General features: G+C 33.5%; 11 protein-coding genes. 3 read left to right on the top strand and 8 right to left on the bottom strand.

The genetic code is table 11. The features are described from left to right. Window positions 1–58: 58 nt before the first annotated feature. Together U5A88_RS07675 and U5A88_RS07670 are read left to right on the top strand one after the other, a co-directional pair. The gene (locus U5A88_RS07675; protein ID WP_354205238.1) at window positions 59–955 is read left to right on the top strand and encodes an anti-sigma factor; all 897 of its coding nucleotides are present in this window, start codon (window positions 59–61) and stop codon (window positions 953–955) included. 108 nt (window positions 956–1,063) lie between these two features. Further along, entirely contained in the window at window positions 1,064–1,645 is a 582-nt protein-coding gene (locus U5A88_RS07670) for a TlpA family protein disulfide reductase (protein WP_354205236.1), read from the top strand. Window positions 1,646–1,706: 61 nt separating this feature from the next. Here the strand turns inward: U5A88_RS07670 and U5A88_RS07665 are convergent, their stop codons facing one another. Next, complete coding sequence (locus tag U5A88_RS07665; protein WP_354205234.1) at window positions 1,707–2,060, bottom strand: hypothetical protein; 354 nt, start codon at window positions 2,058–2,060, stop codon at window positions 1,707–1,709. Between the two features lie 236 nt (window positions 2,061–2,296). Between U5A88_RS07665 and U5A88_RS07660 the strand changes: the two genes are divergently transcribed. Beyond that, a complete protein-coding gene (locus U5A88_RS07660) occupies window positions 2,297–3,631 on the top strand; it encodes a cation:proton antiporter domain-containing protein (protein ID WP_354205232.1) in 1,335 nt (444 codons plus the stop codon). Here the strand turns inward: U5A88_RS07660 and U5A88_RS07655 are convergent. The 7 genes from U5A88_RS07655 to carB form a co-directional block, all read right to left on the bottom strand. After that, on the bottom strand, window positions 3,628–4,815 hold the full coding sequence (locus tag U5A88_RS07655; RefSeq protein ID WP_354205230.1) for an aspartate aminotransferase family protein: 1,188 nt from the start codon (window positions 4,813–4,815) through the stop codon (window positions 3,628–3,630). The genes U5A88_RS07660 and U5A88_RS07655 overlap by 4 nt on opposite strands. Before the next feature lie 46 nt (window positions 4,816–4,861). Then, entirely contained in the window at window positions 4,862–6,430 is a 1,569-nt protein-coding gene (locus U5A88_RS07650) for an OstA-like protein (RefSeq protein WP_354205229.1), read from the bottom strand. Window positions 6,431–6,519: 89 nt separating this feature from the next. After that, on the bottom strand, window positions 6,520–6,840 hold the full coding sequence (locus tag U5A88_RS07645) for a hypothetical protein (RefSeq protein WP_354205227.1): 321 nt from the start codon (window positions 6,838–6,840) through the stop codon (window positions 6,520–6,522). Between the two features lie 45 nt (window positions 6,841–6,885). Continuing rightward, window positions 6,886–7,473 (bottom strand): DapH/DapD/GlmU-related protein, encoded by a 588-nt coding sequence (locus U5A88_RS07640; protein WP_354205225.1) that lies wholly within the window; start codon window positions 7,471–7,473, stop codon window positions 6,886–6,888. A gap of 254 nt (window positions 7,474–7,727) precedes the next feature. Next, window positions 7,728–9,401, bottom strand: coding sequence for an AAA family ATPase (locus U5A88_RS07635; protein WP_354205223.1), 1,674 nt, complete (start codon window positions 9,399–9,401; stop codon window positions 7,728–7,730). A 70-nt stretch (window positions 9,402–9,471) separates the two neighbouring features. Next, window positions 9,472–11,232 (bottom strand): arylsulfatase, encoded by a 1,761-nt coding sequence (locus U5A88_RS07630; RefSeq protein WP_354205221.1) that lies wholly within the window; start codon window positions 11,230–11,232, stop codon window positions 9,472–9,474. 79 nt (window positions 11,233–11,311) lie between these two features. Next, window positions 11,312–14,161 (bottom strand): carbamoyl-phosphate synthase large subunit, encoded by a 2,850-nt coding sequence (gene carB, locus U5A88_RS07625; protein WP_354205219.1) that lies wholly within the window; start codon window positions 14,159–14,161, stop codon window positions 11,312–11,314. Window positions 14,162–14,180 lie beyond the last annotated feature (19 nt).

Here is a 14,180-nt window from a genome sequence, read left to right as displayed (position 1 = left end):
AGAATATCTTAAGGTTCAGATATTACTTTAGATTAATTATTAACAAAAAAATTCTATTATGACAAGAAAAAAATTATTTTTAGCATTAGCAACTTTTAGTTTGCTATTTACATCATGTGACAATGATGATGACAATGTACCTTCCAAGAAAAATTTAACAGTTAACATAACTGGTCTGGAAGGCTTAGGTTCAGATTATGTTTATGAAGGTTGGATAATTGTAAATGGTGCTCCTGTAAGTACTGGTACTTTTTCAGACGTAACCACTGGTCAAACTTTTTCTGTAGATGCTACGCAATTAGATGCGGCTACCAAATTTGTTTTAAGTATTGAACCAGCTGGAGAAACTGGAACAGCTGCTGCCACTCCTTCTGATACTAAATTGGTTATAGGGGATTTTTCAGGTAACAGTGCATCAGTTTCTGTTGGTACTGTCGGAGATTTTACAACGGCTACACCAGCAGGAAAATTCTTTTTAAGATCTCCAACTGATGAAGCAACAGGCAATAATGGTAATGACGAAAGTGGAATTTGGTTTGGCACTCCAGGAGCACCACCATCTCCAGCGTTTACATTGCCGGCACTTGAAGCAGGCTGGAAGTATGAAGGCTGGGTAGTTGTTGATGGACAAGGACCTTTATCTACTGGAACGTTTACAGCTTTTGATGTAGCTGACGAAAATGCTGGTGACGCTACTTCTTTCAGTGGAACTGAAAATGCAGGACCACCAATTCCTGGTGAAGACTTTTTTAATAATGCTCCTAGCGGATTTACATTCCCATTGGATATTAGAGGAAAAACAGTTGTAATTTCTGTTGAACCATCACCAGATAATTCACCAACACCTTTCTTATTAAAACCTTTAAAAGGTACTGCAGGGAATGATACCGCTCCAACTGCTTATGATTTGGCTTTTGATAACGCTTCGTTTCCTTCAGGAACTGTAACAAGATAGATAATAAATTTTGAGTTAGTTAAAGGTGTAACATTTGTTGCACCTTTTTTTTATTGATTTTTGTAAGATTGTAATAGATTTACAACTAATAGTTAAATATTCTAATTTATGCAGTTTAACAAAAAGACACTATATAATATCTTATTTTTTGGATTTATAATTTTCCTTTTTACACCTTTTAGTTTGGGTTTCAGAGCAAAGTTTAATCAAGGTTTTGCTTATGTAAAAACATTGGTGTTTTCACCATCAGTTGATAAACCAGAAGAAAGAATAGCTTTAGATACTTATGACTTAAGCTTAAAAGGTATTGTTGCCGCCAATGATATAAATTTGGAGTCTTTAAAAGGTAAGGTAGTTTTCATAAACTATTGGGCAACTTGGTGTCCGCCTTGTATCGCAGAAATGCCTATGATAAATAGTTTGTATGGAGATTATAAAAATAAAATGGTATTCCTTTTTATAACAACCGATAGTAAAGGTAAAGTGGAGAAATTTTATACTAAGAACGATTACGATTTCCCTACATACAATCAGTTGTCAAAACCACCAAAGCAAATAGAAGTATCAACTATTCCAACAACTTTTATCTTGGACAAAAACGGAAAAATTGCCTTATCTGAATATACTGCTGCAAATTGGAACAGTGAAAAAGTTAGGCAATTATTAGATGATTTAATTGAAGAAAAATAATAAATTTAAATAAAAAAAGGTTGCTAATTTTTAGCAACCTCTTTTTTGGGAATAGCAATTGTTATTTTACAATTTTGAAGGGCATTTCATATACTTTGCCTACTCTTAACTTATTTACTTTCACTTTTTTATAATTTAAACGCTTTTTAATATAGCCATCTATTATTGCATTGTTAGTTTCATCATTTTTTGATCTAACTGAAATGATGACTAGCTCAGATTTTTCATTTAACATGAATGAAACATTGGCTTCTAATTCATCTGAATCAATACTAATTTTGGTTTTGTTTTTATTTAATAAGCTTATAATCTGACTTCTTATTTCTGATTTTGTGTCTGGTTCAACATTAGAAGCAAAAGATATAGATCCAACTAATAAAGCAAATGATAGGGTAATTAATTTTAATTTTTTCATAATAAATGTTTTTTTAGACTAAATTTTTGTTATGCTTAATAGACTGTTTATAAAATGAAATGTTACTGCTAAAAATCAGTTTAACTAAAATTTAGGATACCTTAACATTTTTAACATTTAAGAGAAACGCAAGTAGTTTTGCCAATAATAGTTCTTTATTTTTATTTTTTTTGAGTTTTAAACCTTTGTAGAAGATTAAATGGTACTTTTACCAAATTAATCCAAACTAATTCTTCGTGGAAGTACTATCCTCTTATAACTTAATTATTGAAGCCTCAATCATTATTATTTTATCTTTTTGGTTTACTGGCATTTCTAAAAAAACAAATATCCCATCTGTTTTAATGCTTATAGCACTTGGTGTACTATTAAAATTTGCAATGGATTATTTTGTAAGAGACGAAATAGATTTTAAACCTTCATTAGAAATATTAGGTACAGTAGGGTTAATTATGATTGTACTTGAAGCCGCCTTGGAGTTAGAGTTAAAAAGGGATAAAATAATACCTATCCTAAAATCTATGGCAATCGCTTTGCTCGGACTGGTAGCCTCAGCTTGGATTGCAGCTCTTATTTTATACAATACAATTGAGGGCATGTCTATGACATCTGCTTGGCTGTACGCCATTCCGTTATCAATTTTGTCAAGTGCTATTATAATACCTAGTGTGAGTGGATTGGGTGAAAAGAAAAAAGAATTTCATATTTATGAAAGTACCTTTTCAGACATTATGGGTATTATGCTATTTTATTTTGTGGCTGATGGATTAGATCCTGAGCATGCCGTAGGAGGTTCTGAATTTGCCATTACAACGGCACTAACTATTGTGATCGCTCTTGTGGCCAGTTATGCAATTATTCTTATTTTCCAAAAAATTAAAAGTCAGGCGAAACTCTTCTTATTAATAGCAGTTTTGTTGTTGTTATATGCAATTGGAAAGAAATTCCATTTATCTTCATTAATAATTATATTGATTTTCGGTTTGGTAATTGCCAATGTAAAGTTATTTTTTCCCGGTAAAACAGCCATTTTTTTAGAAAAAGAAAAGATTGATCAGATTTATCATGAATTGCACATCATAACACTAGAAACAGCTTTTGTAGTTCGTACTTTTTTCTTTGTAATATTTGGACTTACAATAGTTTTGTCTTCTTTAGTAAGTATTAGTGTTGTAGGTATTAGCCTTTTAATTATTGCTTCCATTTATGCTATTCGTTTTATTATTTTACGGGTTTTTATTGGTAAAGATATTTTTCCGCAATTGTTTATTGCTCCAAGAGGGTTAATTACCATTTTATTATTTTACAGTATTCCAAAAGAGGGGCAAGTTGCAAATTTTGAATCTGGAATTTTACTTTTTGTGATTATTGCCACTAGTTTATTAATGACTTGGGCTATGATTAAGGATAAGAAAAAAATTGGAACAACCTTGGATGAAATTGACGAAGAAATATTAGAACGAAATGAAGCAGAAGATGTTATCAATAAATTAGATAACCATGCCAATATTAATAAAAAAAATGACGTTACTGAAAATGGTGAAAGCGAATTTTCTTCGACAGAAGATTAAGAATTAATCTCGTTAATTACTTCAAGTAAAATCTGACATCCTTTTTCAATTTCTTCTTCAGAAATGTTTAATGGTGGTGTAATTCTAATAGCTCTTCCTTCATAAAGCAACCAGAATAGTAATAGTCCTTTTTCTAATGATTTTAAAATAATTTCCGAGGCAATCTCTGGAGTTTCCAGAATTAAAGCTAATAGTAATCCTTTGCCTCTAATCTCTTTAATAGCCGGATGCCGTAAATGCTTTCTGAATATTTTTTCTTTTTTTAAAACGTTAGCCATAATATTGGTTGAAGTAATTTCCTTCACAGTAGCTAAAGCCGATGTGGCAATAACAGGATGCCCCCCAAATGTAGTTATATGGCCCAATTTCGGATTTTCTTTTAAAGTTGACATAATTTCGGATGGAGCAATAAAAGCACCAATAGGCATACCGCCTCCCAAACCTTTACCAGTAATAATAATATCTGGTGTAATACTATAGGTTTTAAAACCAAAAAATGCACCTGTTCTGCCTATTCCCGTTTGTATTTCATCTAGTATTAAAAGGGCTCCAACTTCTTCACAACGTTTTTTTACTTTTGCTAAGTAATTATTTTTAGGAACAATAAAACCGGCACCACCTTGAATGGTTTCTAAAATTACAGCAGCGGTGTTGTTGGTTATTTTTTGAATTTCATCTTCATTGTTAAATGAGATAAATTTTATTCCAGGCACCAAAGGTCTAAAGGCTCTATTCTGATTTTCATTACCGCACACACTCATAGCACCTTGCGTATTACCGTGATAGGCATTTTTTGCAGAAATAATTTCTGTTCTGCCAGTATTTTTTTTGGCAAGCTTCAAAGCTCCTTCAGTAGCTTCCGTTCCCGAATTGGTAAGATAGACAGACCAGTTTTCTCGTTGAGGAAGTTGAGCTACTAATAGTTTGCAAAGTTCAACCGATGGTTTTTGGATAAATTCACCATAAACCATCACATGAGCATAAGTGTTGAGCTGTTCAACTATGGCTTTTTTAATTTTAGGATGATTATGCCCTAAACTGTTTGCAGAAACACCAGCAATAAAATCTAGATATGCTTTTTCGTTGGTATCATAAATATAAGAGCCATTTGCATGTGATATTTCTATAGCTAATGGATGTGGAGAAGTTTGTGCTTGGTATTTTAAAAAGTCGGATTCAGACACTGATTGTATTAATTAACATGAATTATTATAAATAAACAGACTAAATTTAATTGTTTACGGATTGTTTATTATTAGTCTCGACGGATTCCCCTTCCTTCGGAGGGGGCAAGGGGGAGGCTGCTTTATCCTTTATAAAAATATCTTCCATTTTATAGGGCCTTTCTTTATCACGCCAAATAAAGCCTGGAAATAAACGTTCGCTTTTAGGCAATTTGGATGGAGGGAAAATAGTTCCTTCCGGATTTACAAAATAGGTGATATCTTTTATTTTTTTATCCATTAGTTTGAAATTAATACGACTACAGGTACTTTTATCTATTCCGTTAAGATTATCCTCATCATCCCTGACATAGAAAATACTTTCCGCATTGCCAATAACATTAACATCCTCCAAATCGTTCTTGATAAACTTCCCTAAAATATTCCTGCCTTTTATCTGATTGTAACCCGCGGAATCTTTTTGAATAACAAATGCGTTTCGTAGAATTTTTAGACTGTCTAATTTTTCGGTTTCAGGATTGGAAAGTAAGTGTATAGTATCTCCTGTAATCTGGCTTTCTTGCGACCATAGGATAGGATTTCTAAACATCTGTGTCAATCCTGTTTTTTGATTGGAGTGAATAGAATCGCATTTCCCGCTTAAATTGCTCTTAAAGAATTTAACACGATTATATGCTCTAACGATTCTGTTTTCTGGTTTGCCAGTAACCAATAATGTATCACCATGCACATACATAGAGTCCTTTTCAATTTCTGTAATGGCGACAGCTCTGTCAATCACATAAGCAGAATCTAACTCTTGATAAAACTCCCCATAATTACCTCGTATTACGGCCTTATTTAAAGTGTCTAATACTTTTATATTGTTAGTGGCAGATGCAAAGGCTTTGTTTCTATCGTAATACAAGCTATCAGCAGTAATTGACCTGTTTTTATAGGTTATTACGGAATTTTCTGTAAAATGAGATATGTCTTTTTTTGTGTCATAAAACCCATTTTCGGTATAAATATGATTATCTTCTCCAACAATAGTTGATGGTCCAAATAAAAATGCTTGTCCATTATTAGTATAATATTCAAGATGTTCAGAATTAAGCACATAATCAGGATTGGTTAAGACTACGTCCGAAAGGGCTTCAAATTTTGAAGTTTGTAAATAGTAATTTCCTTTTTCACTTACCAACACATTGGCAGTATCTTTAATAGTTGCACCACTTTTATAATACAATAATTGCTTTATTCGGTCAAAGTCTAAGGTATCAGTGGCTAAGGTCATTGTTGGGTCAGTCAACACTACTTTTCCCCACGATTTTGCTTTTTTAGTCTTACCATTATACTGAACATAATCGCTAGTTTGGGTAATAGTATCACCTTGATTTAGCACCACATTTCCAAATGCCCTTATTATGTTTTGAAGTTTAAAATGTATTGCTTTTTTACTTCGTAAGGTAATGCCTTCATGCTCAACAACTACATCACCCAACAATACCGTTTGGTTTGGATACTTTTCTTCATCCTCAATAGAATTATCTGCATGCAAGATTTGAATACGCTTCTCCTGGGCGTGCAATCCGAAAGTTGTGAAAACCAAAACTATGATTAGTAAATACTTCAAATTATATATTTTACTGCAAAACTAAGCAAAAAAGTGATTGTTAATTTTAAATTCTTGTTAAAGGGCAAAATATTAATTTTCAATACATGTTAGTTTATTTCTTTCAAATACAACAACTCAGAAGAGTTGACAGTTATGTAATAAAACGCTAACAATAATTTCCAGCCCGATAGGTTAGAACCCAATTTAAGTATAGTCGTTTCGTTTTCTTTGGTACTAATTTTTTGTGGTTCTGTCTGGCACCAATCAATTTTTGCATAAACCTCATTTTCTTCAGCGTCGAGAATAAAAATTTTGGTCTCCCCATCTTTAATTGTACCTACTTTTTTGTTATTTATATAGATTCCAATGGCTCTTGCTTTATTGGCATATTGTTTGGTTCTAGTAATTTCTAGTACTCGATTACTCATCTATATTCAAGAGTTTTTTTTGGTTATAAAAGCTTGAATCTCTTTTTATTCAATTAACTGAAGTCTTTTTACAATGGAATTCTTTTTCAAAATAGTCCCGGGCGATAACACCGCATTGGCTCCAATTTTTGAATTATCACCAACCAAGGCTCCAAATTTGGTAACACCCGTTTCAATCTGTTGATTATTAAATTTTACAACTATCCTTTTATCTTCTCTTTCATTATAGTGATTAGCTGCAATGGAACCTGCTTCAAAATTTACGTGTTCCCCAATGATGCTATTTCCAATATAATTTAAGTGAGCAATTGAAGTATTAGAACAAATAATACTACTCTTAATTTCTGAGGAAGGACCAATTTTAACTGACTTGTCTAAGAAAACTCCTTCTCGAAAATAGGTATTTGCCCCAATATGGCAATTTTCCATCGCTATAAATGGCCTTTTAATAGTTACATTGTTTTCAAAGATTACTGAGTTGTGAATGGCAATTCCATCACTTATTCTAAAATCTCCTTGAAGTTTAGGAATTATTTCTTCGACAATTTCTTTTAAATTACTGGTTAATTCCCAAGGTAATAGTTCTGAGTTGAAATACTCAGGCAAGTCAGAAAGAAAATCTGAAATATTCATAATTTATTACTAGTTAAGTTGATTTATTTAATCTAATTGTCCGTAATGAACATAACCAGGTCGTCACCCTGAACTTGTTTATTCATTAATTACTTATTAATTTTGATAGAATTCATGAATCTTCGATTTCAGGGTCGCATCGAACAAATAGCTGTATGTCAAATAATATTGAGATGCTGAAACGTGTTCAGCATGACGTTACACTACATTATTACGGATTAAGGATATACAATATTTATTAAATTATAAAATTTCTAAATAAACGCAATACATAATTTAATATCTTGATAACTTACACTACCATTTAGAGCACTAAAAATAGTTTTTGAGCTAATGGGCTTATCTTTAGGTTGTAAGTCATATACTTTTTTAACTTTATTGAAAAGTGCATTTTTTGGTTTGTAAAAACTCAAGTCTTCTTTTGGATAATCTTGGCGAATTTTAATAATATGACCTGATATGGTACCCGCTGTCATTCCTCTTTCTTCAGCAATAGCTTCAATAGATTTTTTTTGTTTTAAATAAGACAGTGTCAACTCATAGGTGGATTGCTTCTTTGTCTTTTTTTCTTTAATTTTTTTCTTGTTCTTTTCAATACCCTTAACATCAGTTATTCCTCCACAGCTTCTAATAAATGGTGGAGCCATTTTATTTAGTTCGCCAATAGTATATTTTTCGTCGGCATCGTTAGAAAGCTCTTGAAATCGGATATCCGCTTTATGAGCCAACGCATCTACTTTTAAGGCCATTTCATTCAACCCTTTTAAATGTAGGTTTTCAATTTTTTTCAATCGTGATAATGCCACATAGCCTTGTCCGCGTTCAAAAGTTTTGGAAAGGTCTACTTCGGCTTCATCCAATGTCATTCCTTGGCATTTATGAACAGTGATTGCCCAGGCCAGTCGTAATGGAAATTGACTAAAACTTGCCAGTAATTTATTATGATCGTCTTGAATAGACCAATCTTCTCTTTCCACGGTAATAATTCTATCGTTTGATGTCTTAACTTTAGGAGAGCCTTCTTCGTTAAAACCTATTACTTTGCCTAGTGTACCATTTACAAAGCCTTTTTCGTTGTTGTTTTTTACAAACATTACTTTTGCTCCAACTTTTAACTGTAAATTTTCATTGGCCAAAACGGCATTTTTCAAGGTGTCTATTAACTTTTTGTTGCCTTTTGATGAGGCTTTAAAGGTTCTAGTTCTGCCTTCTAACGTCACTAAATGTTCATTATTAATCTTGTCAACATCTGCATTATGGGTATATAATTTAGTAGGAACTTCTTTGTTCTCCAGTTTGTTTTGTGTTGCATCATTTAATAATTGCATACTATATTCTGATACATTGCCTGTTCTAATTTCGTTTAGAATATCATTCAAGCTTGAATCGCTTTGCCGGAATTGTTCTGTTAAATAGCATATGGTAAAATTGGCATTTACCCAAGCCTCTGACATAAAAGAGAATTTATCCCTGCTTTTTTCGCTGTAATTACCAATAGGAGGGAGCTGGAAAAAATCGCCACTCAGTACGACTTGAATTCCGCCAAAAGGTTCATGATTTCCTTTAAAATAACGCAACACTTTGTCAACCAAATTCAATTGGTTTTTATGCAGCATTGAAATTTCATCAATAATCAGGATTTTTGCCTTTTCCAGATTTTTTTTAAGGTACTTTTTGGTTTTCATCGTTACCAAATTTCCTTGGGTCAGATGCTCTTTAACTCCAATACCCGCCCAAGAATGTATGGTCATGCCATTCATGTGCGTAGCAGCAATACCCGTAGAAGCGGTTACGGCAACGGGTACTTTTCTGGCTCGTAAATAATTGATGTATTCATTAAGCACATAGGTTTTGCCTGTACCAGCTGAACCTGTTAAGAACACATTCTTACCTGATTTTAATATGGACAGGGCTTTTTCTTGTTGCATAAATGCGAAGATAGAAAAAGTCTTTTAACTATGTGCTGCTTGTTACTAATTGTTAGATAGCCTAGAGGAATCAATCAATCTTTTCTAGCTCTACCCAAAACGGGAATATGTTTTTTCCACCTTCGGCATAAAATGATCTTATATCACAATCCATTTCAGGAAAATGAATGTTATTCATTTCAATAACATCTGTATTGTCTAGGCTATTATTCACCATTTGATTCACCATTGTATTTGTTTCCAAATACATTTTTCCGTTGGCTTTAATTGGTTTAATAAATTTGAACCGGATATTATAAGTACCTTCTTTAATGTTAACTTTCCATTTTCCATAAATTTCTTCTTGATTCCAAATACCACGTTGTCCACCCGCATCGTTTCTGTTCAAAAAAATAGGATTTTCATGTTTGCTGCCAACAATAATCCGAGGTTGATTAACGAGATTTTTAGAGTTTATGAGTTCTTTATAGGTGCTGTCAAGTTCTTTTTTAAGTTTATTTCCAGTGCTGATGTTTTCAAGCATGATATTTTTTTGCTCGTACGGATCTTTTTTAAGATTGAATAGCTCAAAATTTTCAATATTGGCATTATAATCTGTATGCCCAACGAGTTTATGATTTCCTTTCAATAACGCCATATTGTTATACCGTTCTGGATAACGTCTTGTCCAGTAAAAAAATAATGACCTGTTATGCCAATTAATAGGCTTATTTTCAATAAGCGGGACAAGACTTTTACCATCAATAGTTTTTTCTTTGGGCAAGCCAACATTGCATAATTCTGAAAGTGTAGGTAAAATATCTATATGAGCAGAAGTACTTTCAATATCCTTATTTCCTTTAAAGGATGAAGGGTATTTCATGTAAAATGGGACTCTAACGCCACCTTGAAATACACTGCCCTTACGTCCACGCATTCCAGCTACATATCTTACTTGTTGTGGTCCGTTATCAGTCATAAAAATGACAATTGTATTATCGGCAATATTTAAATCGTCCAATTTTTTAAAGAGCTTACCCAAGTTATCATCAATATTTGTAACCATAGCATATACTTTTCGAGCGTCTTCCTTGTTTTTTTCGCTCATTTTTACAAAAGGCCTGTCATCGTTTTCAAAACCTGAAGCGGGGTCAACAGATACATATTGTTGATAATAGTTGTCTGGAACTTGCAAAGGCGTATGCGGAGCATTAAAAGATAAGTAACAAAAAAAAGGTGTTTCTTTATTTTTTTCAATAAACGCAATGGCATTATCCGTAAAAATATCTGAACAATAACCAGTATAAGCTTCTTGCTTGTTATTATGCCAAAGCACAGGGTCAAAATAACTTCTGTCTCCCTTAAAGTAAGTGGTAAAATCACCCACTTGTCCTATTCCTCCCGAAAGGTGAATAAGCGATTCATCAAAACCCTGATCGCTTGGTCTGCTTGGGTAATTATCACCTAAATGCCATTTTCCAAAAATTCCGGTTGTGTAATTGGCTTGTTTTAGCATTTCTGCAATGGTTACTTCATTGGAAGCCATAATTGCACCGCCGTTATACGTATCTCTGATACCAGTGCGTAACGAGTATCGTCCTGTCATTAGACTGGCTCGAGTGGGAGCACACACAGGTGAAACATAAAAATTAGTAAACCTTAAACTTTCTTTAGCGAGATTATCTAGTACGGGTGTTTTTACATGTGGATTGCCTGTAATACCCAAATCTCCATAGCCTTGATCGTCTGTTATAATTAGTATTACATTTGGGTGTTTTGTATTTTGAGCAATTCCAAATTGAGTAAATACTAGCAAATAAATTAGAGCAATGGCGATTTTTGGAAGCTTCATTATAATGCTTTTAATAATTGTAACAATATACGAAGTAATAACTTAAATCTTTAAATCGATATCTGATTCTTCATTATCTCTACTTACTCAAATACATCTTCCTTCTAGAATACAATTCGTAAAACTGGTCATCTTTTAGGCTGTCAATAAATAAAATACTCTCTCCGGTTGATTTCATTTCAGGCCCTAGTTTTTTATCTACATTAGGAAACTTATTAAATGAAAACACAGGTTGCTTAATGGCAAAGCCGTTTAGTTTTGGATTAAAGTCAAAATCTTTTAATTTTTTATCGCCTAACATTACTTTGGTAGCATAATTTACATACGGTTCGCCATAGGCTTTGGCAATAAAAGGAACCGTTCTTGAAGCTCTTGGGTTGGCTTCTATAATATAAACAATATCGTCTTTTATGGCAAATTGAATATTGATAAGCCCTACCGTTTTTAGTGCTTTTGCAATTTTAACAGTGTGGTCTTTTATTTGCTGCATTACAAATTCACCCAAATTAAAAGCGGGCAATGTAGCATTTGAATCTCCGGAATGGACACCACATGGCTCAATATGTTCCATAATGCCAATGGTATAAACATCTTCGCCATCACAAATAGAATCGGACTCCGCTTCTATAGCACCATCTAAATAATGATCTAATAACAGTACATTATTTGGTATCTTACGAAGTAAATCCACCACATGGTTTTCCAACTCTTCTTTGTTGATGACGATTTTCATCCCTTGTCCACCCAATACATAAGAAGGTCGGACTAAAATCGGAAAGTCTAATTCATCAGCTACGGCTAAAGCCTCATCCGCAGTTGTTGCTGTTCCAAATCGTGGATAAGGAATATCCAATTCTTTTAGTAGTGTAGAGAAACGACCTCTATCCTCAGCTAAATCCAACGCTTCAAATGAAGTCCCTATAATTTTCACACCATATTTTTCTAGCTTTTCAGATAGTTTTAATGCAGTTTGTCCGCCTAATTGTACAATAACACCTTCTGGTTTTTCGTGTTGAATGATATCATAAATATGTTCCCAGAAAACGGGTTCAAAATACAGTTTGTCAGCGGTGTCAAAATCCGTAGAAACCGTCTCAGGATTACAGTTAATCATTATGGTTTCATAACCTGCTTCTTTAGCCGCTAATACGCCGTGAACACAACAATAATCAAACTCAATTCCTTGTCCAATTCGATTAGGGCCTGAGCCTAATACAATAATTTTCTTTTTATCTGTAACCACAGATTCGTTTTCAGCAGAAGCCACACCGTTTACTATACTATTATTCTCAAAAGTAGAGTAGTAGTAAGGTGTTTGAGCCTTAAATTCTGCAGCACAGGTGTCAACCAATTTATAAACGCGGTTAATGTTAAGCTCTTGACGCTTTTTATAGACTTCACTCTCATAACAATCTAACATATGTGCAATTTGTCTATCACCATAGCCCTTTTGTTTAGCCTCTAACAATAAATCTCTTGGTAAGGTCTCTAAGCTATGAGTTGATATTTCTTTTTCCAAAAAGTGCAATTCTTCATATTGACGTAGATACCACATGTCAATTTTAGTAATTTCATGGATTCTACTCAACGGCATTCCCATCTGAATGGCATCATAAATAATAAAAACACGATCCCAACTAGGGTTTCTTAATTTGTCAATAATTTTCTCATAATCTTTTTCACCTTTGCCATCTGCACCAATCCCATTTCGCTTAATTTCAAGAGATTGCGTTGCTTTATGTAAAGCTTCTTGAAAAGACCTACCAATACCCATTACTTCACCAACCGCCTTCATTTGTAAGCCTAAGGTACGATCAGAACCTTCAAATTTATCAAAGTTCCAACGTGGTATTTTTACAATAACATAATCTAACGTAGGTTCAAATAAAGCAGAAGTAGATTTTGTAATCTGATTGTCCAGTTCATCCAACGTAAAACCAATAGCCAATTTCGTTGCAATTTTTGCAATTGGGTAACCTGTTGCTTTACTTGCCAATGCGGAAGAACGTGAAACACGAGGGTTGATTTCAATAGCTATAATATCTTCTTTTTCATCAGGGCTTACCGCAAATTGTACGTTACATCCACCTTCAAAATCACCTATAGAACGCATCATGTGTATAGCCATATCACGCATTTTTTGATAGGTTTTATCCGACAAGGTCATTGCAGGTGCAACTGTAATGGAATCTCCTGTATGAATACCCATTGGATCCATATTCTCTATAGCACAAATAATAACAACATTGTCATTGTTATCGCGTAATAATTCTAGTTCGTATTCTTTCCATCCCATCATTGCTTTATCAATCATCACTTCGTGGATAGGGGACGCTTCAAGGCCTCTTCTTAGTAATTCATCAAAATCTTCTGCCTTGTAAACAATTGATGCTCCCGCACCGCCTAGTGTGTAAGATGATCGTATTACCAACGGAAAACCAAATTCTTGAGCTATTTCTTTACCTTTTAAAAATGATGTTGCCGTAGCTTGAGGAGCCATTTCAACACCGATTTCACCCATTAAATTACGAAACTGCTCTCTGTCTTCAGTTACGTTTATGGCATCTATATCAACACCTATGAGTTCAACATCAAAATCTTTCCAAATACCTTTATTATCAGCCTCAATACACAGGTTAAGTGCAGTTTGGCCTCCCATTGTTGGCAAAACGGCATCTACTTGAGGATGCTCTTTTAATATTTTAACCAGAGATTTTGTGGTTAATGGTAATAGGTAAACATGATCTGCCATTGAGGGATCCGTCATGATTGTAGCAGGATTCGAGTTGATAAGGATAGTTTCTATTCCTTCTTCACTTAAAGATCTTAAGGATTGACTTCCTGAATAATCAAACTCACAAGCTTGACCTATTATAATTGGACCTGAACCTATAATTAAAACGGATTTGATTGCTGGATTTTTTGGCATTTTCTGTCTGTCTATTTTT

This window comes from Aureibaculum sp. 2308TA14-22, assembly GCF_040538665.1.
Classification (GTDB): domain Bacteria; phylum Bacteroidota; class Bacteroidia; order Flavobacteriales; family Flavobacteriaceae; genus Aureibaculum.
The sequence above is the reverse complement of the archived record's forward strand: the minus strand, read 5'-3'. Positions and strand labels throughout refer to the sequence as shown.